Below are 26,289 nucleotides of genomic sequence, written 5' to 3' on the forward strand. Positions count from 1 at the left end.
AGTAATCTTGTGAAAAGGAACAAGTATGAATATTAATATTCAAAATATTAGCGTGCATTTTATTGGAATTGGTGGAATTGGTATGAGCGGTATCGCTGAGATTCTACTAAGCCTTGGCTATAAAGTAACAGGTTCAGATATTAGTGAATCAGCAAATGTTGCAAGACTTAGAAGTCTAGGAGCTGAAGTATTTATTGGACACAAGCGTGAGAATATCACACCGGATACTACTGTGGTGGTTTACTCATCTGCTGTTAACGAAACAAATCCAGAAATGCAGATGGCGCGTGAAAAACAAATTCCTATTATGAGAAGAGCTGAGATGTTAGCTGAACTTATGAGACTTAAAAGAGGAATCGCAATTGCTGGTACTCATGGCAAGACGACGACAACGAGTTTTTTAGCGACGATCTTACAGGCCAGTAACTATGAGCCAACATATATAATTGGTGGTATTGTTTCCAATCTTGCTGGTCATGCAAAAGTTGGTACTGGTGAGTATCTTGTTGCAGAAGCGGACGAATCAGATGGATCATTTCTTATGCTAAATCCAATTATGTCTGTCGTAACAAACATCGATCTTGATCACATGGATCACTATGGAAGTGAAGATGTATTAATGGATAGCTTTGAAGAATTTATTAATAAAGTTCCATTCTATGGCCTTTCTTCTTTAAATGCAGATGATAAGAGACTAATGAGTCTCGTGCCAAAGGTTAAAAAACCTATTGTTACTTTTGGAATTGAAAAAGAAGCAGATTATAGGGCCGTCGATATTAAAATGTCTGACCTTTGCTCTGAGTTTGATCTTATTGTTGAGTCGCAAAATCTTGGACGTTTCACAATTAATCTTCCAGGTAAGCACAATGTTCAAAATGCTCTAGGGGCTATCTCTATTGCACATAAAATGGGAGTTCCTGTCGACATGATTAGAAGCTCAATTCGAAGCTTTGAAAATGTAGGGCGTCGTTTCCAGTTACTATATAAAACAGATGAAGTGGAAATCTTAGATGATTATGGTCATCATCCAACAGAAATTGCTAACACTCTAAATACTTTAAAAGAAATTAGATCACATAAGAAGATTGCAATCTTTGAACCGCACCGTTTTTCAAGAACTAAAGACTGTTGGAATGAATTCCTACATTGCTTTAATGATGTTGATGAATTGTATATGTGTCCAATATATCCTGCCAGTGAAAGTCCTATCCCAGGAATTACTTCAGAAAGATTAGTTGAAGATATTAATCGTCTTCACCCTGGACTTGCAAAGAATATTGAGCTTAAAGATTTAGATACAATTATTAAGTCTAATAAGAATTCGACAATTATGACTTTGGGAGCTGGTTCTATTGGCCGTGTGATTAGAGAATGGGTTTTAGATAACGATCGCAATGAATAAGATTGAAGATATCCTAAGTAATATTCAAAATATTGAAGTTGAGATAGATAAAGATCTATCAAAATATTCAACGATGAGACTTCAGTCTAAAGGTGACCTAATTACTGTAAAGGATTTGGTTGCCCTTAAAGAAGTTGTAAGAACACTTACATCTAAAAATATAACTTATATGCTTTTAGGTCTTGGTGCTAACCAACTTTTAAATGAGAGAATTGTAAATCCAATAATTAATTTAGACTTTGATTATGATCGTGCGATTTTTAATCAATATAGAGAAAGTTATATTCTTCCTGCGTCAGTGAAGTTATCAAGCTTAACTTCTCATGCCTCAAAATTTGGTAACAAAGGATGGGAGGTTATAACAGGGATACCTGCAACTCTTGGTGGGGCCGTATTTATGAATGCTGGCACAGGCCTTGGCTGGATTAGTGAAATCATCGCCTGCGTTTGGTATATTGATAAAGAGGGGAATGAGTATCTTCATGAGGTAACGAAAGATAGTTTTTCTTATCGTCAAAACAACTTTCTAAAGCCAGGTGATGTTGTTTATAAAGTCGAGCTAGTTGCTAATGGGCAAGATAAATACCTTGGAGAAAAGATTCGTAACTACTTACTAATGAGAAATAAGTCACAGCCATTAAAGGAAAAAACTTGTGGAAGTGTCTTTAAAAATATCGTTGGAGATAAGCGAACTTGCACTGCAGGACAATTTATTGATATACTTAATTTGAAAGGATTACAGGTTGGTGACGTACGAGTAAGTAATCTCCATGGGAATTTTATGGAGAATTTCGATAAAGCCACGGCCAGCGATGTAAAAGAACTTATTAAAATTGTTCAGGATGAGCTTTACCTCAATTACGGTTTAAAGTTTGAGCCTGAAGTCAGGATAGATATTTAATGAAAAAAGCTATTTCAATTATTTCTTTTCTTCTTTTGAGTGGATCTGCATTAGCAGTCTCTCAACCTACGGAGAAGATTAAATATAAGACAGCTTTTGGTAAATGTCCTTCACGTGCTGCTGGAACACTTACACTGAAACTAGTGAAAGACTTTGAAAAGAATCGTTCTTTAAGAAGTATGAAGAATCTTATTGCAGCAGATAAATTGAAAGAAAAACATTTCTTATCAGATTACGCTATTAAGTATGATCCAATGGAAGGAATGCTAAACTTTATCTACGAATGTCCATCCCCATTAATGAAAGTTCAAATCTATAAAGAGAATGGGATGGAGTCTTATGAAGCAATTCTTGTTGATAATGGTCAACTATTTGATCCTACTTATGAGATACTTCTAAGAACTGAAAAAAAATTAAATTATGCTCTACCATACCTTGCTATCCCAGTAGGGGAAATGGATAAGACTGTTCAGAAAAATATCACTCGTATTATTGCAGATCTTGATCTTGTTTTTAGAAAGTTAATTTCTGAAGTTATCATCAGTGATGATAAAGAGTTAACGATGATTCTTTCAATTAAAGGAAAGCCTTCGAGCGTCTTTATGGGTAAAGATGAATGGCCTCTTAAAGTTGAAAAGTTGACTCAAATCATTGGTTATATGAACAAGAAAAAGAAAATTCCATCTGTGATAAATATTACAAATTCCAAAAAAGTTGTTGTCAAGTTCAACGACTAATTCTAAAATTTCATTATATGCGGTAAAAATTGCCGTTAGATTTCTTTATTAACAGAATGATTCTGTAAGAAAAACTAGAGAAAGGATTCTCAATGAAAGAAAAAAACATCGTTGTCGGTTTAGACGTTGGTACAACTAAAGTCTGCACAATCGTAGGTATCCAAAACATTTCTAATCAAAACACTGGTAAAGCTGAGCTTGAAATCATTGGTATTGGTACACATCCAAGTCATGGTTTAAAGAAAGGCAGTGTTGTAAATATCGATAAAACAGTACGCTCAATTCATAACTCGCTTGAAGAAGCTAGGCTAATGGCAGGAGTTGATATCCATAGCGCAACTATTGGAATCGCTGGAAGTCATATCTACAGCTTCAATAGTTCTGGTGTTGTTGCTGTTAAAGGAAATGAAATTTCTCAAGATGATGTTGATCGCGTACTTGAAGCAGCAAAGGCTGTTGTAATGCCAAGTGATCGCGAAATCATTCACGTAATTGCACAAGAGTATAAAGTTGATAATACAACTGGTATTAAAAATCCAATTGGTATGTGTGGAACTCGTCTAGAGGCACACGTTCATATTGTTACTGGATCAATCTCTTTGATTCAAAATTTAGTGAAGTGTGTTGAGCATACAGGTGTTAAAGTTGAAAACGTTACACTTCAACCAATTGCTTCTTCTGAATCAGTTCTTTCTCCTGAAGAAAAAGAAATGGGGACATTACTAGTTGATATCGGTGGTGGAACAACAGATCTTGCACTATGGAAAGATGGTGCTCTTGTTCATACACAGGTAATTCCAGTCGGTGGAAATCATTTCACAAATGATCTAGCTGTAGCACTTAAGATTCCTCATGCAGAAGCTGAAAGAATTAAAATTAACCACGGATCTGTTCTTCCAGAACAAGTTAATCAATCAGCTCACATTACAGTTCAAGGGATTTCTGGAACTAAGCCAAGAGAAGTACAACTGCACACAGTCGCAAATGTACTAGGTGCAAGAGCGGAAGAATTATTTGATCTAATTAAAAATATTATTAAAGAAAAAAATCTTGGTGATGAAATCAGTGGGGGAGTTGTTCTTACTGGTGGTGGTGCCATGATTAAGGGAATGCCTGAGATTGGTGAGTATCTTCTAGAGAGACCACTTAAAATAGGTTTCCCAATAGCTTTTGGTGGCATGACAAATATTATGCAAAATCCAAAATTTTCAACTGTATTAGGTCTTCTACTTGAAGCCTCAAAAGGCAGAGAAGTTGAAGTAGAAGAGGAAGAAGATATTAATCAAATAGATATTGTAAGCAAATTATCAGGATCTATTAAATCAGTATTCAGAGAAATTTTTTAAATAAGGGGGAACTTATGTTCGAAATTTCTGACAACAACGAATTAAAACTAACTGAAGGCGCGAAGATTCGCGTTGTTGGTGTTGGTGGCGGTGGCTGTAATGCCGTAAACACAATGATTAAGGCCGGTCTAACTGGTGTTGAATATATTGTTGCTAACACTGACTCACAAGCACTTGCTGTAAACTTAGCACCAACAAAAGTACAACTAGGTGTTGAGCTAACTAAAGGTCTTGGCGCTGGGGCCAACCCAGAAGTAGGTCGTAAAGCAGCTCTAGATGAGTATGAAATGCTAAGCCAGGTTCTAGAGGGATCTGACATGGTATTTATCACTGCCGGTATGGGTGGTGGAACAGGAACTGGTGCAGCTCCTGTAATTGCAAAACTTGCACGTGAGCTTGGTGCTCTTACTGTTGGTGTTGTTACAAAACCATTTATCTTCGAAGGTAAGAAGAGAATGAGACAAGCATCAACTGGTATCCAAACTCTAGAGGAAAATGTTGATTCACTAATTACAATTCCTAACCAAAGACTTCTTCAATTAGCAGGTGAAAGCTTATCTTTAGTAGAAACTTTCATGAAAGCTGATGAAGTACTTTTAAATGCAGTTAGAGGTATCTCTGACCTTATCAATACTACTGGTCATATCAATGCTGACTTTGCAGACGTTTCAACTGTTATGTCTAATAAAGGTCTTGCTCTAATGGGTACAGGTCTTTGTGCAGGTCCAGATAGAGCTATTAAGGCAGCTAATGAAGCTATCTCTTCACCACTACTGGAAGATATTTCAATTGATGGTGCAACAGGTATCATCATTAACATCACTGGTGGTTCTTCAATGACTATGCATGAAGTAAATGAAGCAGCTACTTTAATTATGGAAGCAGCTGATGAAGATGCAGAAGTAATCTTTGGTTCAGTAGTTGATGATGAGCTTGAAGATAATATCAAAGTAACAGTAATCGCTACTGGTCTTGGTGGTCGTGAAGCAGCTGTTAATGTAGCTCCTCAACAAGAACTTAGAAGACCAGTTGTTCAAGAGTCTAAGCCAGTATATGTAGCACCTGTAGCTCCAGCTGCTCCAGTTGTTGAAGAAAAGCCAGTTTATGAGCAACCAGTTGCTCAACCTGCTATGCAACAAGCTGCTTACCATGAAGCTCCTGTTCAATCTAACCCACAGGTAGATGCAATGAGAGAGATTCAAATGGAAGCTCAACGTGAACAACTTGTACAAGATACAGTTGTTGAAAGTTCAAGAGCTCACTCATTTGATGGTGATAACTTAGAAACGACTCAAAGACCAAGTCTTACTGATTCAATTAGAGAAGCTGCATCTCAATATGAAGCTTCAAAGTCTGAAGTAGACCCATGGGCCAATGAGAAAGTATTAACTGGGAACAATACTGCTGAGAAATCAGATCGTCCAAAATCAATTGCGGAAAAACTAGGTTTTATCAATTTTGATGAAGATGAATTAGATACTCCTTCATACTTAAGAAAAGAAGAAACACAACAACCTTCTGGAACTGAAACTTTTCGCCAAGTAGAGCGATAGGATTCCCCCCAAAGTATATTTGATGGAAACATCAAAAAAGAGGGCCCGTAAGGGCCCTTTTTTTTATAATGAATTTGATTTTAAAATATTTGATTTGAATGATTCTAACAGCTCTGCTGTATCGGCCTTAAAATCTTCTGGAAGCTTAATTAAGAGTTTTGAATTATTGTGCGGAATATTTCTTAAGACAAGTCTGTAGTTTCCTTCCCATTCTTGCCAGCTCAATTCATATTGCCAACGACTAAATTGACCACCACCAAATTTCACATCTCTTTTTTCAGGCATTAAAGCATCAATAGTATAAGATACTTTTTGTTTTAAACCAGCTGATGTTAAATCCTTTTCACATTCTCTAATTAAGCGGTCATGTTTAGAATCAAAGACAATATTTGGTTTATTCTCTTTCATGATCTGATTAATTTGGCCTTTTAGTATTTCAAGATCGTTCACTTTTACTTCCTTACTTTTCTATTTTCAATCTCTCCCTCATTTCATCTTCAATTTCTTTTTGAACGTGCAATTGTACATAAGTTTCAATTAAGTCACTTTCAACATCAATTTTATACTCGCATAAGATGAAAGTTGGGATTTTATGTTTATTCCAAGTATTCTTTTTAAAATTATAAATATAAACACCCTTTTCTGGTGTTTCACTAGTTGTTCTTTCGTTTGTGATAGATACCCACTCGTGTTTTGAGTACAAGTTGAAGTGTTCACGGCATAGGTGAAGAGCATCAACATTGAAGTAATCATTTTCAACAAGTTCTTTTTCACAAATACTACAAAGACCAAGAATTTTTTCTTGAGGCTTGTTTTTTTCTAAGAGATTATTAATTTTATCAGTTAGCTTTCCGTCTTGTGTTTCTTCTTTCTTTATTTCTTTTCGAAAAGCAATGAATGCAAATACCCCAATGAGCATAAATAGCGCAATAGCAATGATTACAAGTAATGCAATGATGATAACTGAATTGTCCATGTTATTAGTTTAATGGACTTAGCAAATATGAACAATGGCCAGGGGCCTATATCCTAGTATATTTTGAAAATATCTTCTTACCGCTACCCTGATGCGTTCTGTTCTCTGATCGATCGTTCCATTTTCGTTGAAGTAATCAAAGCAAATTTCTTGTAGTTGACTAATTTGATCTGAATCCTCAGGTATCCCCATTGTTGTTACGTGAACTCTATGTTTTGAACGTTTTAGACTATTATTTGAAATAGAAACAAAGACTGTACCGAGGGTGGCCATTTTTCTTCTTTCTGAAATTTTTTCGCGCTCAATAACAATTCTATTGCCGTGGATTAAAATTGGAGGAATCTCCTGTGAACGATTAACTTTTAATTTACCATCTTGTGTAAATGAAATGCAGTCGTGATTTTTAATCTCAATAGCTTGTGTATTAGGAAGGATTGATTTTATAAATTCGCAATGCTTTCTTAGAAAATATGTTTCCCCATGAATTGGAATAGCAATCGTTGGTTTATAGTGATCGTATACATCTTTAAGGTCTGCTTTACCAGGATGGCCAGATGCGTGAATCATTCCATTGTAATGTGTTATGACTTCACAACCCTTATCTGTAATTTCATTATAAAGAAGAGATAATTTTTTTTCATTTCCCGGTATAGCTTTTGAACTAAAGATGAAAGTATCTGTTTCATTAAGTTTATAATACTTATCACTTGTACTTGTAATTCTTTTTACTGTTCCTCTGAACTCGCCTTGGCTACCTGAGCAAAGAATAATATGTTTTTTCTTTAAGTCTGCTACTGACTCAACTTCACGCACTAGTCCATGATCATTGAAGATTTCACATTCTCTAGCAATTTGTGTGTACTTAAGTAATGAACGACCATAGGGAACGACTTTCAATTTGAGTTCTTGAGCAATATTGAAAATAGTTTGTAGGCGATGAATGTTAGAAGCAAAGCAAGTTATGAATACTCGTCCCTTAGCGTCTGAAATAAAAGTAGCTAAGTCTTTTTTTAGTTCCGACTCTGATGTCGTTCTATCATTGCTGCTTGTAATATTTGTAGAATCTAGCATTGCAATTCTATTACTAAATTTCTTAGACAGAAGATTGATCTTTTCTAATTCAATCGGTTCCTCGTATTCCGAATTAAAATCACACTTGAAATCGGAAATAAAAAGCACTCCAGTATCGATTTCTTTGATACCAAGATGAATCCCTTTAGTGTTTGGAATAGAGTGATTAACATGGACGATGTCTATTTCAATTTCATTGAGGATTAATTGACTCTCTAAGCGATTTATTTTTTTTGAAAGATTCAAATACGATAATTTATCTTCAATTAGTTCTTTTGCGAAAGTTGGAGCATATACTTCTGCTTCAGGAAATCTTTCAATATAGTGAGATATCGCACCAATATGATCTTCGTGGCCGTGAGTAATAATTAAAGCATCAATCTCAACTTCAACATTTTTTAAATCTGGAATCAAGTAGTTGATATCAAAACAGTCTTCGTAAGGAAATAGAATTCCACTATCGATAATCAGGTTTGTATTTTTATATGATACTAAAGTCGCGTTAGAACCAATCTGTCCAACTCCGCCGAGAGGTGAAATATTTAAGTTAGACATTAAGATCCTTTTGTCGAATTCAGCAATAATTCGAATTCTTTATTGTGTTCAACTAATTGTAGTAATCTTGCAGCTAATATCTCAGATGCAACATCAGTTTCTTCTCCAACGATGAAGTCTGCATATTGTCTTTGAGGTGCTAAAAACTTTTCATACATTGGACGTACGCTATCGTAGTATTGATTGATAACACTTTCTAAACTTCTACCTCTTTCTGCAACATCTCGATTAAGTCTTCTTGTGAAGCGAATATCTGCTTCAACATGGAGAAAGCAACGTATATCTAATTTCTCTCTAATTTCTTGATCAAAAAGTGTGAAGATTCCTTCAAAGAGAACAACTGGTGTAGGTTTTAAAGTCGTCGTTGTAGCGGTACGATTACTCGTTTTGAAATCGTAATTTGGAACTTCAATCGACTCGTCATTCTTCAGTGCTGTAATATGTTGTTGAAGAAGAGGCCAGTCAAATGCTTGAGGATGGTCGTAATTTGGTCGTCCTGATTTCGTATAATGCTCTTTTGGTTGCTCTGGTAGATAGTAAGAGTCCATTGATAGAACTGACACTTTCTCTTTTGGTAGTTTAGAAATTACCTTTGATGCAAAAGTAGTTTTTCCTGAACCTGAACCACCAGTGATTCCAATTAGCTTCATAGATGACCTTTGTTTGAATGTTTTCAGTAACTTATCACAGATTGAGTTCACATCAAATAAAAGAGGTGATAATCTTATAATAATTACATTTGTGTCATTCGTCAGGGATATTCGATGTCTAGAATTTTATCTATTTTGCTAATTTCTTTCCTAAGTTCAATGGTTTACGGAGCGAGTCTTAATGTCGCAATCTCATCATCGCCTAATAGCTTAAGCCCATTTTTTTCAACTGATGCAAATTCGCAAAATATCAATCGTCTTATTAATGCATCACTAATCGACTTTGACAGTAATATGCAACCTATTTGTCAGTTGTGTGAATCGTTCAAGGAATTTCGCACAAAGGATAATTATAAGATTCGCTTTAAACTTAAGCCAGGTCTCAAATTTTCTAACGGTGAAGAATTAACTTCTAAAGATGTTCAAAAGTCTCATTTTTATTTCACAGAAACGGCTAAGATCAAATCAATTTTTAGATTCGCATTTGGAAATATAACAGAAGTTAAGATTATAGATAAATTAACATTCGAATTAATTTATAAGAGTTTTGGCCTTGATCATCTTCCCAACTTAGTTCTATTTAAAATTATTCAAATTCCTAATTACGACGTTATCGATAAGGTTGAAATGGTCGATATTGTAGGTGCAGGTGATTATAAGATTACTAAAATTGCTCCACTACAAATCGACTTGAAGTCACTTAAGAAAGGTCATTATGATTTAAATTTTGTTGTCGTTAAAGATGAAACAACCCTTTCTTTGAAGCTTATTAAAGGTGAGATTGATCTTTCTGTCGCTAATATTTCACCTCGTAAGGTTAACTACTTAGAAAAGAATAGTGATGTGAATGTTCAAAAGGTTTTGGGAACAGATTATAATTTTATAGGACTAAATCAAAAGAAGGGTGTTCTACAAAATGTTAATATTAGAAAGGCGTTAAGCCATCTCGTTCCACGTAACAAAATTATAGAATATAAATTTAAAAATAATGCTGTTGCATCTAATGGACTGTTCGCAAAATCATTTAAGAGTTTCTATATAGACATGCCCGTCGATGAGTTTGATCCTAAAGTCGCTTATGATCTTTTTTTAAAAGCGGGCTTTGTAAGGAAGAATGGTGTTTGGTACGACCCAGAAGGTAAGACATTCTCTCTAACTTGGAAGACTAGTAGTAATAAGTTTCAACAAGAACTTGTTACAATTATCAAGAATGAATTCGAAAAATTTGGTCTCGTTGTTAATGTTGTCCCTCAGGAGTGGGGAACTTTTCTTAGGGGAGTCAAAAGAGGGGAATATGATCTTTATTTAGGGCGTTGGATCGGCTTTACTGGTCAAGATATGCTTAAGTTCGCTTTTTACTCTGAAAATATGGCCCCAAAAGGTGCAAATCGTGTCTTTTTTGATAATAAAGAATTCGATAATTTAATTGTAAAGGCAGAGCAAACTATTGATAAGAAGAAGGAAGTTGCTCTTTATAAAAAAGCCAATATTGTAGTAAACGAACAATACCCATATATTAGTTTATGGCACCCGCATGTTATTTGGGTGATGAGTAAATGTATAAAACTGAAAGAGATATATCCAAATGGAAACTTTCTAGTTTTAAAGGAAATTGAGAATGTCTGTAAAAACTGAAATCTTTAAAATTGTTACGATCGAGTTTCAAAGTAGCTCACAGTGTGAAGAAGTAAATAAAATCGCCCTTAATGACTTTGAAGTTGATGGGATTGAAGAATTCTCAATGGAAGAAGCTCGTGTTGATGAAATTTTAGGAGAAAGAGCCTATTCTGGTGGAGATGTTCCAGAATCTGTTATTGATGAAGTCGTTGATATATCAGATGACCAAGATGTGAAAAAGTTTAATTACTTTTTCTTCCAAGGTGACATTAATAGGGCCCATGATTTTGTTAAAGCGATTGAAGGTATGGACTTATCTATTGAAGTTAAGGATGAGGAATACTCAGATTGGAATGAAGTTTGGAAAAAGCACTATGCACCTATTGAAGTAACTCCAGAGCTAAGTGTAATTCCTGAATGGTTTAAAGAAGAAGATTACAAATCAAATAATAACAATATCTATATTATTCCTGGAATGGGCTTCGGTACAGGTGAGCATGAAACAACTTATTTATGCTTGAAACATTTTATGGCCGTTAAGGATTCATTTAAGGATAAAGATCTGTGTCTAGACTTTGGATGTGGCTCTGGAATTCTAGGTATTGGTGCAATCAAAAAGAGTAATATGCTCGTAGACTTTGTTGATATTGATCCAGCAGCACTTGATAATTGTCATGAAAACTTAAAACTTAATTTAGATGAAGATCGCTTAAATGGACATCGACTAGTTGCTCGTAAACGCTTTAATCTTGATGATAAGTACAAGTTAGTTTTTGCAAATATACTTATGCATGTTCTTGTTTCAGAAAAGGAAGTACTCCTAGATTCCCTAGATGATAATGGTTATTTAGTTTTATCTGGAATCTTAAATGAACAAGTTAATGATGTAATTGAAGAGTATAAGTCTTTGAAGAAAATTGATGTATTATCTAAAGGTGATTGGTCTGCAATTCTTTTAAGAAAGGAGTAGTTCATGCGTGCTATTTATACTCGAGATGATCTTTCTCCATCGATTGATGGAATACTAAGCTTTTCAGATGATCGAAGCCACCACTTAATTAAAGTCGTAAGAGTTAAAAAAGGCGATGAAGTACTACTACTTGATGGTCAAGGTGGTCGTTATACAAGTGAAGTTATAAATTGCACCAAGAGAGAAGTTTCTCTTAAAATAAAATCCTTTGAGAAAGTAGATAAGTTTTCAAATATCGACTTAGCAATAGGTCTTCCAAAAAGAGAGGCTTTTGAAAACGCACTTAAGAATGCAACTCAAGTCGGTATCTCTGAAGTATTTCCGTTTCAAGCAGATTATTCTAACTGGTCAATAAAGAACTTTGATCGTGTTAGCTCTGTAATTGAAAGCTCGTTAATTCAATCTAATAATCCTTATATGCCGATTGTGCATCATGAAACTGCTAGTTTAGATGCTCTTTTTGAGATCTTCCATCAGTATGATTATATATTCCTAACGACATTATCCCGTGCAAATGGTAATGATATCGAAGACATTAAAAGCATCAAAGATAAACGTATTTTAATTATCATTGGACCGGAGGGTGGTCTCTCTAACCGTGAAGAAGAACTTATGTTTAAAGAGAATAATGTAATTGGCCTTAGGCTAGCGACACCTATTCTCAAAACGGAAAGTGCAGTACTGACAATTGTGGGCTATGTACTTGGAAAATTTGATGTTAAATAAAAAATGTGTCATCCTATTATAAGAGGGCTCAGGGATGAATTTAGATACACAACATAATAAGAAACCAATAAATTTAAATGACTTCGAAGAATTTGAAGACTTTGAAATTGAAGATATACCATTTAAGCCAATTAATGAAGGTCTAGGCTTTCACCATGGAAGAGCAAGTAAAGAAGTATTAAAAAGTGCCAGAGTTGAAGTTACACCAACTCAGTCACATGTTAATAACTTTAATAAAGTTCTTGGCCGTGAAAAAGAAATGAGTGTTCCATCAGAACTTGAAGCTTTCTATCGTAAAGGAACTGAGTCTGAGATTCCTAAAGTAAATCGTGAAATTGAAATTAAGAGTAAAGCTCAAGATGTTTCAATTGCAAGGCGTTTTGCTTCTTACATAATTGATATGAGTGTGTCTTTAGTTGTTTTTGCTGTCACATTAGCTGCAATGTTTTTAGTAAGTGGCCTACCTCAAGAGTCATTTATTGAAATCACACTTCAAAATTCAAATTATAGATTTTTGATTGCTTTATTTGTGCTGATTCATATTATCTATCGTATAACATCAGTTTATAGACCTACTTTTGGTCAATACATCTGTGGATTAAAACCAAAGCTTTCTAATGAAGCAGCATTTAATACTATTATTGAAAGAACTTTATTTGAATTCATTTCAATTCCACTTTTAGGTCTTCCGTATATTCTAGGGCTTGATAAGAAGTTCTTTGGAAATAGTTTAAAAAAGAGTAAGTAATGAAATATCAAGAAGCAAAGGATTATGTTGAAGCTAACTTTAGTGGGCAAAAAATTGTTTTTACAAATGGCTGCTTTGATATTCTCCATCGTGGACATTTAATGTACTTAAATGAAGCGAAGAAGCTCGGTGATGTACTTATCATTGGACTCAATTCAGATAGCAGCGTTAAGCGTTTGAAAGGTGAAGATAGACCTGTTAATCCAGAGAATGATCGCCAATTTATGCTTGAAAATTTAAAAGCCGTTGATAAGGTTTTTATTTTTGATGAAGATACGCCGTATGAATTGATTAATGCTGTTTTACCAAATACTCTAGTTAAAGGTGGAGACTGGGCCATTGAGCAAATTGTTGGACATGATGTTGTAACGGCCAATGGTGGACAAGTGCTAAGTCTAAACTTTGAAGACGGCTATTCTACGACGAATTTAATCGAAAAGATTCAAGGTAGATCGTAAGTGTATATACATTTACATCAAGATTACGCTGTTATTTCTAACGAAGAATCTAGTATTGAAATTCCTTTTTCGCAAATTTTAAAAACAATTAAAGCTACTCTCAAATCTGGATTAGTCGTTGTTGTAAAATTTCAAGATTGTAATTTTAAATTATCAAATTTAAGAAGTAAGCACTATGTTGCTAATAATGATTTTGCATTTATTAATACTTCATTAAAAAATAGATTTCCTATTGATTATAAAATTAAATCACCGAGTGAAATGCTCCAGTATATGCTTGATTTGAACGATTTGTTTCTTAAGTAATTGATTCTCCTGAGCTCCTGTAGTAGTCGGTCGGAGCTGTTCGGCATCATATTGTCATCGTGGCAAATACTGCGTCCAAAAAAGTAAAAAATCTTCCACTTTTCTCTCAAGAATATTTCCGAGTAACCGTTATGGGTATTGCAACCAGATGGGTCTGGTTGTTTGGGATTTAAAATTGTTGAGACAAGGAGTTTCAACGCAAATTACACAAGGAGGTTGCTTATTCGAGGAGAATAGTAATGGGATTAAGAATTAACACGAACACACAGTCAATTTCAGCACAAAGAAGTCTAGGTCAAGTTAAGAGAACACAAGATGAGTCTTTAAACAAGCTTTCATCAGGTTCAAGAATTAACAAGGCAAGTGACGATGCTGCAGGACTTGCGATATCTGAAAAGTTAAGAGCGAATATCAGAGGTACTCAACAAGCGGCAAGAAACGCGGGTGATGGTATCTCAATGATTCAGATCGCTGAAGGTGGGATGAACGAAGTATCAAATATTTTAGTTCGTCTAAGAGAGCTTTCAGTACAATCTGCATCAGATACAATTGGTGATACTGAACGTGAATTTACTGATAAAGAATTCCAACAACTAACTAAAGAAGTTGATAGAATTGCAGAGTCAGTACAGTTTAACGGAACATCACTAATTAATGGTGAAGGTGACGATAAGGAATTCCAAATTGGTTTATATAATGATGAAACTAATGACAGAATTGCTTACAAGCCATCAGCAGTATCAGTTAAGACAGAAGACCTAGGTATTGGTGGGCTTTCTGTTGCAACAAAAGGTGACGCTCAGACTAACCTTGAGGCTATTGATAAGGCGATGACATCAGTGTCTGGTGGACGTGCGGAGCTAGGGGCTTTACAAAATAGACTACAGTCTACAATTAATAACCTAGAAATCTCTAATGAAAATATGAGTGCCGCAAATTCACGAATCAGAGATACAGATGTAGCAGCAGAGTCTGCAAACTTAGCTAAGGCGAATATCCTTACTAACTCTGCAACTTCGGTACTTTCGCAAGCAAACGCTTCGAGCCAATCTGCACTGAGACTGATCGGTTAAGTAAAAATCTAAATCGAAAGCAACATCTACAAGTAAGGGCCTTCTTCGGAAGGCCCTTATTCATTTATCTTATACTTTCATTTTGAAAAATTGAGCTTAAATAAATAGACCACGTTTTCACGTGGCCCACTAGAATCTTGAAAGAGCAGAAACTCAGGAGAGAGAATCGCTCATTTCTAATTATATTCATAAATCTTATTTCAAAATATGATCCTAATCATTTATTAGTGGCAAAAAATAATGTCGATTTTCATCCACTTTTTAAGTACTTATTATTGATACCTTAATTTCTAACCTATTGAATTCATGTTAATTTATATACTTTTTTCCAAATATTTGAGGGATTAACTAAAGTATTTAACCGAGTGTAACGAACAGGTATTTGTGAACACTAATTTTGTCTGAAAGCTATTTTAGTAGGACGTGAGGAAAGGAGAAAAAAATGGGTTTACGTATTGCAACTAATACCGCTGCGCAAATGGTGCAGAAAAACATTAAACAAACAGGTAAAGCTTCCGGGGAGGCCTTGGAGAAGTTATCGAGTGGTAAGAGGATTAACAAGTCCGCAGATGATGCTGCCGGTTTAGCGATTGCTAAGAATATGGAAGCACAAGTTAAGGGTTTACGTCAGGCTTCTCGAAACGCAAATGATGGTATTTCAATGGTTCAGACTGCTGAAGGTGCCATGAATGAAACAAGTAATATTTTAGTAAGATTGAGAGAGCTATCAGTTCAGGCCGCATCGGATACGATTGGTGATACTGAACGTGGCTTCCTTGATAAAGAATATCAGCAATTGGTTAAAGAAGTTGATCGTATTGCTGAGTCGACAAAGTATGGATCGATTGAATTATTAAATGGATCAGGTTCCGAGATGGATATTCAGGTTGGTACTTTTGCTGGCGATAGTGGGCAAATTCAATATGACCCTTCTCAAACAAATGCAACTTCATCCGCACTGAATATTTCAGGTTTAAGCGTTTCTTCTAAAGATGATGCAAGATCGTCAATGGAGAACGTGGATGAGGCCATTACGAGTTTATCAGAGCAACGAGCGAATCTCGGTGCGATTCAGTCAAGGCTGCAATCTTCGGTTAATAACCTTGAGATTCAAGCGACTAACTTAGACTCGTCAAGATCTGTAATTGAGGATGCTGACGTGGCCTTCGAGTCATCTCAATTAGCTTCTTCTAATATTGCTAAGCAAGCAGGTATCTCATCGTTAGCACAGGCTAATAATCTGAACTCTGCAGCACTTAGATTAGTAGGTTAATAAATATGGGGGTCCTGCCCCCACTCCTTTCTTAAATAATTAAGCGGCCTTGTGTAGGAGAGACCAAGGCCGCCTTTTTAGGAGAAAGAAGTATACTAAGGTTGAGAGACAAATGAGCACAAAGAAGTTTGAACAAGATATTATTGAATCAATAAATGAAAACAGTGAAGTTATTGTCTGGGACGTTATTGATCATAATATCGTTAGACTTCCGGCCAAAATAAAAAGTCTTAATGCCTTTGCCAAACAAATCTTTTTAACAATAGAAGATGGTTTAAGAGATAGCTTGGCCCACTTTGTTCGAGGGCCAGGACTGTTAAAGTTCTATATTCCAGATTTACAATTAATATTCATTAGCGAGTTAAATGCATCACATGGTAATAGCTTAGAGATCTCGTATCCAGTAAAGGAGAAGAGACTCGAGAGACGTGAACATGAACGCTTTGAGCCTTTGATTCCACTTTATAGTTGTTTTCAAAATATAAAATATGAAATCTTCGATATAAGTGAAGGAGGGATTTCTTTTGTCTTGGGTGCATCTCAATATGAACAGCTCTTTAGTAATAAGAATGAGGTATTAAATTTTGAGGTAGGATTTGCAAAAGAAAAAATTCATGTGAAAGGCCATGTTGTAAATAAAAAGAAGATCAGACCTTATCAGATTTCAAGATTTCCATACGGTGCTTATCGAATTGCAGTTGCAATTGATAATAACCCCGAATATCGAAAGCATGTGAAAAAGCTTCAAGCGGGTTGTGATAATCTTATTAAAGATCTACTTTGATTATCTGCACTAATCCTATATGATTACTTTATGAGTTGTTATGTGATTTCTGATGTCCACGTGAAATGGGATCAAAAAAATTCTGAATTTCTTAAAAAATTTCTATCTATTGATTTCAATGAAAATGATCGTATTTATTTACTAGGTGATATTTTTGACTTAATGGTTGGAAGCTACCAAGAGTATGAAAAGCAATACGACTGGTTCTTTACACGTATCAAGGAAATTAAAGATATAGGTGCGACAATTTTCTATATACAAGGAAATCACGATTTTCATATTGAAGACTTACTAACTGATAATGGAATAATTGTAAAAACTAAACCATTTGTAGAAATTGTGAATGAAAGAAAAGTTTTATTCTGCCATGGCGATGAGATAGAAATTGAAAATTTCAATTACCGAGTATGGCGTGGCTTTATTAGGAGTTACCCTTTAGCACTTATTTCGAAATATATATTCAATTATAAGATCGTAAAGGCCATTGGGGATTACCTTTCTCATAAAAGTAGACAAAGAAATGAAAAACGATATGGTCAAACACAATTGAATGATGGAATTCGCGATAAGTTTAGAAAGAGTGCTGAAATTGCTTCAAGAGAATACAATGTCGATATAATTATCTGTGGCCATAGTCATTATCAAGATGAATTCGTTTCTGAGAATTTTTCATACTATAACTGTGGATACGTACCAGCTTCAAATAAGTTTTTAATTATCAATGATGACTATAGTTTTGAAGAATTAATTTAATCTTATCTTCTTCCGTATTTAAACTTCTCTTTTAACGTTCTAAAGTAATTTCTTTCTTCGTTAATATAGAAGTTTACATGACTACTTCTAGATTTTTTTATTTGAATCTCGTCTTTAGGCTCTAGTTTAAATTCTTTTTGTCCATCAATAGTAAGATAAATGTCTTCTTGCCCACGTGGAATAATAATACTTAATGTTTCATTATCTGGTAGAACCATCGGTCTATGGGTTAGGGCATGTGGACAAATTGGAGTGAGGACAACTCCTTTAACACTAGGGTGTAGAATTGGTCCATTCGCAGCTAGTGAGTATGCTGTTGACCCAATCGGTGTACTCACGATTAATCCATCTCCTGCTAGGTTGTATATACTCTCGCCATTTGCCTCTAGTTCAAGATTAAACATTCTTGAAATACCAGATTTAGTAATAACAGCATCATTCATAAAGTTTAGTTTAATTTTCTTGTGTCCAGGGCGTGTAATCTCAGCTTGGTATATCTGAACTTTGCGAGTTTTTAATTTTCCTTTCAGTGCCATTTCAAGACCTTCATAGAAATCGTGCTTTGCAAACTCAGCGATAAATCCAAGATTACCCATGTTTATTCCAAAGATATTCACCTTCTTAATATCTTTACTTCTTACAGCACCAATTAAGGTCCCATCACCACCAAGCGTAATTAGTATTTTGCATTTTTTAGCAATATCATCTCGATTAATGAAATTAAAATTTTCAGGTTGGCTGTTTTTGAATATTTTTAAGATGCGTGATTCTTGAGATTTTTCAAAGTAGACATCGACCTTTCTTCTTATTAGCCAATTTGTTAAGTTTGGTAGAACAGTTGAAAATTCTGTCACTACTTTTGGCTTTAAGATTATTGCTACTTTGTTTGTTATTGCCATTTATTCCTCAATTATAACTTCATTTAAAAAGTTATTTATATCATCAAAAGGTTTCTGTATTACTTTACAACCATAACTTGCAGCCCTTTGAACAATTTGCTCAGAACTGTATGCAGTAATAATATAAAAAATCTTTGAAATTTCTGATTCATTATATTTAGTTTTGGATTCTTCTATTATATCAAAACCAGTAATATCTTGAAGCATTAAATCACAAATAATACGCTCATAATTGTGTTCTTTGATAAGTTCTATTGCTTCTTTTCCACTGGCCGTAGACATAACATCTACCCCTTTTCGTTTAAGTAGAGTTACAATAGTTTTCTGTATCAGAAGCTCATCTTCAACAACTAGTATTTTCATGATTTACCTTGGGAATATTTATTTGGAAGTGGGCGCCTTCTTCGGATTCAATGAGATAAATATCACCATTAATCTTTTTAGTTAAATTTTTACAAATTGCTAAGCCTAGTCCTGTTCCAGTGTCTTTTGTTGTAAAAAACGGATTGAATATATTGTTTTCTATATCTTTAGATATTCCAGGCCCATTATCAATTATATCGATCAAAATCTTATTATTAACTTCACTAACGTTAATATCGATTCTTGAGTTTGCAATATTGTTAACATTAAGTGATTGTGAGCTGTTAATAAGTAAATTAAATATAACCTGACTTAATAATGTTCCGTTAGTCATTATTTCAATATCATTGCTCATGTCAAAATTAACTTTGTGGGATCTTGATTCCGATTTTGTTAAAATGATTGTTTCAGCAATTAAGTTTTTTAATGATGTTGAAGTGAACTCTTCATCATCCTTATATAAATTTGAAAACTCTTGAATAATAGCTTGTGATCTTTTTACGCTGTTTGATATATGCGAAAGTGTATCTTTTACATCGAAGTCTTCAGTTTGTTCTATTAGAAGATTGTGAGAAAGATCAATTCCAAAAAGTGGGTTACTGAGTTCGTGCCTTAGTGTGTTTAAGAGTTCTCCCATTAGTAGAATTCTTTCATGATGAAGTGAGCTTGTGTCTTGTTGATGATCTTCAATACCGATTTGATTGATCTTAACTCCATCATCTTCAATAACAAAAGAATTGATAGGGAAATTAGAGAGAATTTTATCTCTTTCGATTTTTGATTGCCTGCTACTTTCTACAGTTATTATATTAAATAACTTAGGAATAGATTTAATGATCAACTTGTCGAAGTTTGTTCTGTCTATATCTGAAACAGGGAATAGGTCATTACGTGATAGGAGAATAATTAAGTTAAAGTCACGAAACGATAATTCTTTTGCTAAGAAATGTCCGTCTAATTGTATATCCTTATTAAGTAACTCTTTTTGATCAAAAGACTTATTTTTACTCTTTCTAACTTTTGCGAATAAAGTGTTAAAAAAAGTAGGTTCTTGATAAGTCTCATAATATTCATCATTTTTGTAGGTGATAGAGTATATATTAGTAGTACCTTTTTGGTGAATGAGCATTTGAGAGGAGCTAAATCCATTTAACTCATCTGCATTTGTAAGTGCCTTTAGGAATGATCGAATACTATCTTTCTTTTTAAATTGAAATTCTTTGCTTGGCAGTAGAGTTAGCTCTTTTGCATCACATATTTTATCAGAAAGAAAATCTGTCGAATTCATTAGAACGAATTTCTTACTATTGATTTTTAATTCAATTTCATCTTTATTATATTTAACGATCTGTAGTTGAGAATTTTTTTTTGAGGTAGTTAAAAATTTGCTGTCTTGAAATAATGAATCCAAGACAGCTTTATCTGCATAAATATTTAAAAATTTATCTTTGACTCTTGAATGAGTGGTATTGCTCTGATTTTCCACTGTTTAAGATTATCTATTAGTTCATATTCTAGCAAGTCAGAAAGCATCACAATATCATTGTTTTCACGTGCTGGGATAAGTGCTTTAATAACTGAAAATAGGTGAATCTCAAGATTCTTAATTACTTCTTTATCTGAGAAGAAATTCTTGTTTGCTTTTCTTGCCGTAGCATGAATTCTCGTAATTAAGTGAACATATAGATCGAGTAACTCAATTAAATCTGCAAAAAATAAGTTCCCTTGATCAATATTTCCTTTATTGAACTCATCTGTAGTAATTAAGATTTTATCAACTAATTCATCAATATATCTTTTACAATCATCCAATGCTTCAAAAGCCAATTCATAAGAGTTTTTAATTTGTAGACTAGGGTAGCCAAGCTCTTCGAGCGTGTAGTCTAATAATTCTCCAACTTCATCAATTGAAAAAGATTTGCCTTCAATGACAACTGCTGTGATTGATTCATTATCTGATATACCATCTGTTTCAATTGCTGTTATGGCCTGTCTAAGGGAAATCGAATTTCCATCTAAAGAAAAGCTATCGTTTCCTAGTTCTAATGTGATCATATATTTTCCCTTGCCTCTGGTTTGGACTTGTTAATGAGTGAGCATTTTTCGAAAAATTCGTAAAGGACACTACACATAAGAGATATCTCGTTATACGTGTAGAATGCAGCTTCGGATAATTTTACAAGATTATTTCCTTGTAGATTGTTTTTAGCAACTTTTGCAAAGTCTATGACTGGTGCTAATAGTGGATAAGAAGTCGATACAAGATCACTAAGACGATCGATTTCATCTAGTTTTGCTGAAAACTTCTTTATCTCTTCTAAGCTTGGTGTATTCTTACTAATTTCTTCGATTATGTATCGCGAGTACTTTTTACCAAATTCTGACAGCTCATATAATGTTTCAATACCTTTTGACTGTGAACTTAGTTGTGCTTTAGTTTGAATATTAAAAGAAGGGATATCCATGCTAGTGTTAATTTCAGTAAAAATGCTAGTCCACGCAATGTGATAGAAATTTCGCATAACTTCTTTTGCATCTTGATCCTTATGTAGTGATTCTCTAATATATAAGTCTCCATTATCAAGCATGTCAGAATGATAAAGCTTTACTCTACTTAAAGAGAGAGACGAACATGAGCTATTTAATTCCTCGATATTAATTTTGTTATTATTTAATAACTGTCCAATACATTGATGAGTAATGTTGTATGGAACATCGTTGTGACATTTGAACTCAGTGCACTCATCCTTTGGGAAACAAGGAGCACACTCTGTTTTAGGCGCTAGGTTGTAGTTGTCTAGAGCATAAGGAGTTGTTTCATGCGGCCTAACAGTACCTAGGGATATTGTTAAAGTTTTTATGTTTTTGAAACTTAGAAGATTCCCAATCATTGAATCATGGCCCACGAATAAAAAAGAACTATCGACTTTTGAATATAGTTCTTTTAGATCAAAACCAATCCATAGATTAACACGATCCTTAAAGGGCCTAATTAGCTCGGAATTTAAAATTTCATCTGCTGATTTTTGATCTTGATTAGAGCCGCAAATATATACTTTTACATTCTCATTCTTTTTTAATGTTTGGTAAATAACTTCAACCCATCGGTTCGCTTTCCACATCTTTTTTTCATTTGATGCAAATGGGTGAATTAATAAATTTGTTTTCTTTTCACTTGAATAATCTTTATTACTTAAATGAGTGAGCTTCTTTGTTGTCCCAATGATTGAAGAGAATAGGTCAACTAGATTAAATGGGTTAAGATCACCTCTCATTACTGTTGAGTAAAGGTATTGTGACCATCTGTCTGTGATCACTCTCTCATGTAAGTCGTTGAAGTATGGACCTACTTTATTACTTGATTCAATAAGCGAATGTAGATATGTCGCAGATTTAGAAAAAGCGAGGTTGATTGATACATCGATATTTTGTTCATTAATTTCTTTAAGTTGTTTCTTTAATTTAGAGAGGGCCTCTCTCACATTGTCAGCTCCAAACATTGCTGTTTTGTGCTCAATTGTTACAACTTTATCAAATACCTTTTCTAACAAGAACATGATCGGTGTAGCAAATTTTTTACGCGCTACTAGGACAACTCTATATTCGGGATGATTTTCTTTTAGTAGCTTAACGGCATGAGATGTTTGCAGAAGATCACCAATTCTTGTTGTTTGAATTATTGCAATGGTCTTTTTATTATCTGCTTCGTTTTTTAAGGCGTTCATTGATTGCTCCTATTCTTCTTCTAGGACAGAACATAGATATAAAAAGGCCATGTCGTCTTCGCTCAAGTTTTCTCTTTTGACTTGTTTCTCTTGAATTCTTTCAAGTTCTTTGAAGAATTCAGTCCTTAAATTGTTATGATCTTGATTCATTTAATAATTCCTTTGTAGATTCTTCTCGTAATCTACTACGACTCTCTCTTACTAAATTTGATACTTCTTTAATTTGTTCAAATTGTATTTGTAGATCATTTTTTAAAGCGATTAAAATATGCTCTACTTCTGATAGAGTCGGTGTTTCGATATTATTAATTTTTGCTCTGTAGAATAAAAATGGAAGTGCGCAGTAATCAGATGTATGACCTATATATAAATTAATATCCGCTAACTTTGCTTGTAGTTTTTGCGCGTCTTGTGCAAGTGTTGCCTTAATTGCTGCTAACACATGACGTGAGGATTTAATTAATTCCCCCTGAGCTTGCTCTAGCCAGTTGGACGTAAAGTTTAAGTCACTTTCGACAATACCGTGTCCAGAAAGTGTTTTTCGTTCTATTTTTCGATATAAGAAATCTCTTGATAGATACCTTTCAAGCTCTATTTCTGTATCGATACGTCCTTCTATATTTTTATAGAAACCACCTAATTCGTCGTGTTTGATTTGATAAATCGATATGTCAGTGTTTTGTAGATATTGTTCTTCTTTATTTAGGAAATACTTATTAAGTACATAAATAATATCTTCAGCTTTAATGATTTCATTATTTCTAACTTGTTTTTCCGTGTGTGCACTTGGGCCATAAGCAAAGTCACGATCTTTAATTCGTGGAGTGATAATCATACTTTCTAGATTTGTTGTTCCTTGTTTAAGAAATGGTGAAGGACCCATTGAAAGCTCAATTGTTGGAACATCTAATATATCTGCCATATGCTTTATTGCTGTATCTGGTGTAATTAAAAGATCACAGTTGATTAACACTGATGGAAGAGCACTGAACTGTGCTTCAATTGTTACAGCTTTCTTGTCTAGTTCTGAATTGATTTTATTAGCATAAGATCTTTCGTCTGATGTCGGAGCGATCACTAGCAATGGGATCGTATCTTCTTGTGCATTAAGTTTGTTGATTAGATTGATAAGTTCTTGCCTTTCAATCATTTTGTTAATATTTGATGCTGTTAGTTGAATAGCTATCAGCTTAGGATCGATTTTTCCTTCGGCCTTTCTCATTTTTAAGAAATTTTGATGGCATACCTTATTGTATTCATTTGAAACGTGTAGGGCATTGAATGAGTTGTTTTCTTCAATTCCAACCATCTTATGATAGCAATCATTGAAATTTAGTGGAGCATATTTTTGCTGTGTAAGTACATCATTAAATACAACTGCCCATTCGTTTGAGTATTTAACATTACAGTTGAGGTCAAATTGAATACCTTTAAATTCTTTGTTTATATATGATGCTAAACTCGTTGAGATTCTATCGTTAGAGTAGTTTATTACTAAATTCCAACTTTTATTAATTTCTTTTATCGTTTTACCAAATTCATCGAGAGCAAAGCCGTTTGAATAGATCTTATTTTTTTTGTAGCTAACAATCTTTTTTCTATCAAGTGTGATGATATTTTTAACACCATTTAGTAACTCAGCAGACTTTTCAAATTCTTTGTTAATTAAAATCGTTATATTTGCTTCAGGGTGTTTGTTCTTTAGTGATGAGACAAGTCGTCCCATTTGAAAAATGTCACCATGTCTTTTGAAGTTGATAATTAGTATATCTTTCATCTATTCCTCTTAACCTTGCTTGATTACGGCATCAAAAGCCAGGAGTAAAAAATCATTTTTATTTTTAAATTGATTTGTTTGATATATTGCTCTTTCGATATGTTGATCAATTGTTAAGTCTTGATCAGCATTATAGAGTAGGGACTTAAGTTCGCTCGATTTAATATGCTCGATACAGTCACCGATTTTGCTACTCGCTTCAAAATCTAAAAAGTCTTTGTAGAACTTATTGTAAAGAGAGAATGAGGGAGCATGAGTAAGTATAATTGGTTTTTGAGAAAGAAATGATGCGACATTCTTTTCTTTATAGATACTCGCCACATCATCAGTGGCATATACTTCGATATTTTTATTTGGAAATAAATTGTTCTTTATACATTCTGTGTATGTTTGCTCATTAGGTTCAATGACAATAACTTTATAATCTTGACCATGGTATATCTCAAGAAGCTTACATGCTTCATAGACGTGGTAGGCAAAACCTAAACCTAAAATTAATAAATTCTTATTTTCTTTAAGTTGATGCTCGATATTGGCGATTAGCTTTTTAGCTTCCTTTGCAGGATGGTAATTCGAATGTAGGTGTACGCCGTTAATAACAGGTACCTTTAAATTACTTCGTGATTGTTTAATTTCGTACGAATGTATATCTAAGAAAGAAAGTGATTTTGCAGGAATTGCTTGTACTAATTCTTTTGCTAGTTCCATAATTTCCTCGTCCTAAGGCCCAATGGTCTTTATATAAAGTGAAGCTCTTTCCTAGAGCTCCACCATATTATACTATAATTTCGATTAAGGGGGCAAACTGGTCTAGTATTACCTGTTTTTTACATTGTTCAGGTTGTAGCCCTGAAATTGTTGACGTTTTTTGAAGACAGTTGAGATTTCTTTAGTAGTTGACTCTTTTGCTTGTGATAGTAGGTTTAAGCACTCATCATCAAGCTTTTGATTTTCATGAACAAGTTCCGTGACATCTTGTATCCAAGATTTAAAGATTTCGATATCTTCTTGTGGATAAATCACTTTATTATTCTGAATTTCAGCTTCAATTTCATCTTGGAGTAGGCGAATGATATTAATCAGTCGCTCTCTATTTTCAGAGATATTATCAACGAGGTCAAATCTTCCATTGTTACATGAAGTGATCATAGACTTTGTAGAGTTAACGAGAAGTCCCAGTAAATCTAAATGTCTAGTGATCTTATTAAAGATCTCTATTGTGTCCATTATTTAGCCTTTTGCTCAACTCTAAGTTGCTTAACAGCTTCTTGCCAACCTTCATATAGCGTCGTTAAAACTTCAAGGACTCCTTTTAATGGCTCCTTATCAATTTTGATATTTGCCTGTGTACTTGAAAAAAGCATAAAGTCATATAAAGATGAAAGTTCTTTGGCCACATCTCCACCAACTTCAAAGTCTAAACTACTGTTAAGCTCGATGATAATATCTTGTAGCTTTCCAATAAATTGTCCTTTCGCAGATAAGTCCTTCTTTTCAATTGCTTCAATTGCTTTTTTACAATTTTTAATAGCAGCTTGATAAAGCATAAGTAGGATTTGCTCCTTACTTGCTGTTTTTACAGATGTTTGTTTGTAGGCACCTAAACCGTAACTCATTTACTTCTCC

29 protein-coding genes are annotated in these 26,289 nt (G+C 34.0%); 15 read left to right on the forward strand and 14 right to left on the reverse strand.

Features of this window, described 5'->3' with window-relative positions; translation table 11 throughout:
* Positions 1-25 precede the first annotated feature (25 nt).
* From murC to ftsZ, 5 genes are all read left to right on the forward strand, one after another.
* Entirely contained in the window at positions 26-1,402 is a 1,377-nt protein-coding gene (gene murC / locus ACMAYL_RS09660; RefSeq protein WP_103218519.1) for a UDP-N-acetylmuramate--L-alanine ligase, read from the forward strand.
* Positions 1,395-2,303, forward strand: a complete 909-nt coding sequence (murB, locus tag ACMAYL_RS09665; protein ID WP_103218518.1) for a UDP-N-acetylmuramate dehydrogenase — start codon at positions 1,395-1,397, stop codon at positions 2,301-2,303. Before murC ends, murB begins: the two co-directional genes overlap by 8 nt.
* Complete coding sequence (locus ACMAYL_RS09670; protein WP_103218517.1) at positions 2,303-3,040, forward strand: hypothetical protein; 738 nt, start codon at positions 2,303-2,305, stop codon at positions 3,038-3,040. Before murB ends, ACMAYL_RS09670 begins: the two co-directional genes overlap by 1 nt.
* Before the next feature lie 92 nt (positions 3,041-3,132).
* Entirely contained in the window at positions 3,133-4,386 is a 1,254-nt protein-coding gene (ftsA, locus tag ACMAYL_RS09675) for a cell division protein FtsA (RefSeq protein WP_103218516.1), read from the forward strand.
* Positions 4,387-4,400: 14 nt separating this feature from the next.
* Complete coding sequence (gene ftsZ, locus ACMAYL_RS09680) at positions 4,401-5,939, forward strand: cell division protein FtsZ (protein WP_392993849.1); 1,539 nt, start codon at positions 4,401-4,403, stop codon at positions 5,937-5,939.
* Positions 5,940-6,002: 63 nt separating this feature from the next.
* On the opposite strand, the gene ACMAYL_RS09685 is transcribed toward ftsZ, so the two are convergent.
* The 4 genes from ACMAYL_RS09685 to udk are packed head-to-tail and all read right to left on the reverse strand — an operon-like array spanning position 6,003 to position 9,191.
* Positions 6,003-6,389 carry a hypothetical protein gene (locus ACMAYL_RS09685; RefSeq protein ID WP_103218514.1) on the reverse strand — a complete coding sequence of 129 codons (387 nt, stop codon included), beginning with the start codon at positions 6,387-6,389 and terminating at the stop codon, positions 6,003-6,005.
* A 10-nt stretch (positions 6,390-6,399) separates the two neighbouring features.
* Entirely contained in the window at positions 6,400-6,915 is a 516-nt protein-coding gene (locus ACMAYL_RS09690) for a hypothetical protein (protein WP_103218513.1), read from the reverse strand.
* 18 nt (positions 6,916-6,933) lie between these two features.
* Positions 6,934-8,541, reverse strand: coding sequence for a ribonuclease J (locus ACMAYL_RS09695; RefSeq protein WP_412470448.1), 1,608 nt, complete (start codon positions 8,539-8,541; stop codon positions 6,934-6,936).
* A complete protein-coding gene (gene udk, locus ACMAYL_RS09700; RefSeq protein WP_103218511.1) occupies positions 8,541-9,191 on the reverse strand; it encodes a uridine kinase in 651 nt (216 codons plus the stop codon). The genes ACMAYL_RS09695 and udk overlap by 1 nt, the downstream gene beginning before the upstream one ends.
* 114 nt (positions 9,192-9,305) lie before the next feature.
* Here udk and ACMAYL_RS09705 point away from each other — a divergent pair, with 114 nt between their 5' ends.
* The 10 genes from ACMAYL_RS09705 to ACMAYL_RS09750 all read left to right on the forward strand — a co-directional run bounded on the left by ACMAYL_RS09705 (position 9,306) and on the right by ACMAYL_RS09750 (position 17,899).
* Complete coding sequence (locus ACMAYL_RS09705; RefSeq protein WP_412471036.1) at positions 9,306-10,826, forward strand: ABC transporter substrate-binding protein; 1,521 nt, start codon at positions 9,306-9,308, stop codon at positions 10,824-10,826.
* A complete protein-coding gene (locus ACMAYL_RS09710) occupies positions 10,810-11,778 on the forward strand; it encodes a 50S ribosomal protein L11 methyltransferase (RefSeq protein ID WP_103218509.1) in 969 nt (322 codons plus the stop codon). Before ACMAYL_RS09705 ends, ACMAYL_RS09710 begins: the two co-directional genes overlap by 17 nt.
* 3 nt (positions 11,779-11,781) lie before the next feature.
* Entirely contained in the window at positions 11,782-12,504 is a 723-nt protein-coding gene (locus ACMAYL_RS09715; protein WP_103218508.1) for an RsmE family RNA methyltransferase, read from the forward strand.
* A gap of 34 nt (positions 12,505-12,538) precedes the next feature.
* Positions 12,539-13,252, forward strand: coding sequence for an RDD family protein (locus ACMAYL_RS09720; RefSeq protein WP_103218507.1), 714 nt, complete (start codon positions 12,539-12,541; stop codon positions 13,250-13,252).
* A complete protein-coding gene (gene rfaE2, locus ACMAYL_RS09725) occupies positions 13,252-13,710 on the forward strand; it encodes a D-glycero-beta-D-manno-heptose 1-phosphate adenylyltransferase (RefSeq protein ID WP_103218506.1) in 459 nt (152 codons plus the stop codon). Before ACMAYL_RS09720 ends, rfaE2 begins: the two co-directional genes overlap by 1 nt.
* Positions 13,711-14,016, forward strand: a complete 306-nt coding sequence (locus ACMAYL_RS09730; protein WP_103218505.1) for a hypothetical protein — start codon at positions 13,711-13,713, stop codon at positions 14,014-14,016.
* A gap of 239 nt (positions 14,017-14,255) precedes the next feature.
* Positions 14,256-15,089, forward strand: coding sequence for a flagellin (locus ACMAYL_RS09735; protein ID WP_103218504.1), 834 nt, complete (start codon positions 14,256-14,258; stop codon positions 15,087-15,089).
* Between the two features lie 442 nt (positions 15,090-15,531).
* A complete protein-coding gene (locus ACMAYL_RS09740; protein ID WP_103218503.1) occupies positions 15,532-16,362 on the forward strand; it encodes a flagellin in 831 nt (276 codons plus the stop codon).
* Between the two features lie 112 nt (positions 16,363-16,474).
* Entirely contained in the window at positions 16,475-17,146 is a 672-nt protein-coding gene (locus tag ACMAYL_RS09745) for a PilZ domain-containing protein (protein WP_103218502.1), read from the forward strand.
* Positions 17,147-17,176: 30 nt separating this feature from the next.
* Positions 17,177-17,899 carry a UDP-2,3-diacylglucosamine diphosphatase gene (locus ACMAYL_RS09750; RefSeq protein ID WP_412471037.1) on the forward strand — a complete coding sequence of 241 codons (723 nt, stop codon included), beginning with the start codon at positions 17,177-17,179 and terminating at the stop codon, positions 17,897-17,899.
* Between the two features lie 2 nt (positions 17,900-17,901).
* On the opposite strand, the gene ACMAYL_RS09755 is transcribed toward ACMAYL_RS09750, so the two are convergent.
* The 10 genes from ACMAYL_RS09755 to fliS all read right to left on the reverse strand — a co-directional run bounded on the left by ACMAYL_RS09755 (position 17,902) and on the right by fliS (position 26,279).
* A complete protein-coding gene (locus ACMAYL_RS09755) occupies positions 17,902-18,798 on the reverse strand; it encodes an NAD(+)/NADH kinase (RefSeq protein WP_103218500.1) in 897 nt (298 codons plus the stop codon).
* Entirely contained in the window at positions 18,799-19,161 is a 363-nt protein-coding gene (locus ACMAYL_RS09760) for a response regulator (RefSeq protein ID WP_103218499.1), read from the reverse strand.
* Entirely contained in the window at positions 19,142-20,572 is a 1,431-nt protein-coding gene (locus ACMAYL_RS09765) for a sensor histidine kinase (protein ID WP_412471038.1), read from the reverse strand. Before ACMAYL_RS09765 ends, ACMAYL_RS09760 begins: the two co-directional genes overlap by 20 nt.
* Positions 20,573-20,595: 23 nt before the next feature.
* The gene (locus tag ACMAYL_RS09770; RefSeq protein WP_412471039.1) at positions 20,596-21,216 is read right to left on the reverse strand and encodes a hypothetical protein; all 621 of its coding nucleotides are present in this window, start codon (positions 21,214-21,216) and stop codon (positions 20,596-20,598) included.
* On the reverse strand, positions 21,213-22,886 hold the full coding sequence (locus tag ACMAYL_RS09775; protein ID WP_412470444.1) for a glycosyltransferase family 9 protein: 1,674 nt from the start codon (positions 22,884-22,886) through the stop codon (positions 21,213-21,215). Before ACMAYL_RS09775 ends, ACMAYL_RS09770 begins: the two co-directional genes overlap by 4 nt.
* Before the next feature lie 9 nt (positions 22,887-22,895).
* Positions 22,896-23,036 carry a hypothetical protein gene (locus ACMAYL_RS09780; RefSeq protein ID WP_158246910.1) on the reverse strand — a complete coding sequence of 47 codons (141 nt, stop codon included), beginning with the start codon at positions 23,034-23,036 and terminating at the stop codon, positions 22,896-22,898.
* On the reverse strand, positions 23,020-24,663 hold the full coding sequence (locus ACMAYL_RS09785) for a glycosyltransferase family 9 protein (protein ID WP_412470443.1): 1,644 nt from the start codon (positions 24,661-24,663) through the stop codon (positions 23,020-23,022). Before ACMAYL_RS09785 ends, ACMAYL_RS09780 begins: the two co-directional genes overlap by 17 nt.
* Before the next feature lie 9 nt (positions 24,664-24,672).
* A complete protein-coding gene (locus ACMAYL_RS09790) occupies positions 24,673-25,371 on the reverse strand; it encodes a hypothetical protein (protein ID WP_412471040.1) in 699 nt (232 codons plus the stop codon).
* 108 nt (positions 25,372-25,479) lie between these two features.
* Positions 25,480-25,890 carry a hypothetical protein gene (locus ACMAYL_RS09795; protein ID WP_412471041.1) on the reverse strand — a complete coding sequence of 137 codons (411 nt, stop codon included), beginning with the start codon at positions 25,888-25,890 and terminating at the stop codon, positions 25,480-25,482.
* Positions 25,890-26,279 carry a flagellar export chaperone FliS gene (gene fliS / locus ACMAYL_RS09800; protein ID WP_103218492.1) on the reverse strand — a complete coding sequence of 130 codons (390 nt, stop codon included), beginning with the start codon at positions 26,277-26,279 and terminating at the stop codon, positions 25,890-25,892. The genes ACMAYL_RS09795 and fliS overlap by 1 nt, the downstream gene beginning before the upstream one ends.
* Positions 26,280-26,289 lie beyond the last annotated feature (10 nt).

Source organism: Halobacteriovorax sp. RT-2-4 (genome assembly GCF_047085445.1).
GTDB lineage: Bacteria > Bdellovibrionota > Bacteriovoracia > Bacteriovoracales > Bacteriovoracaceae > Halobacteriovorax_A.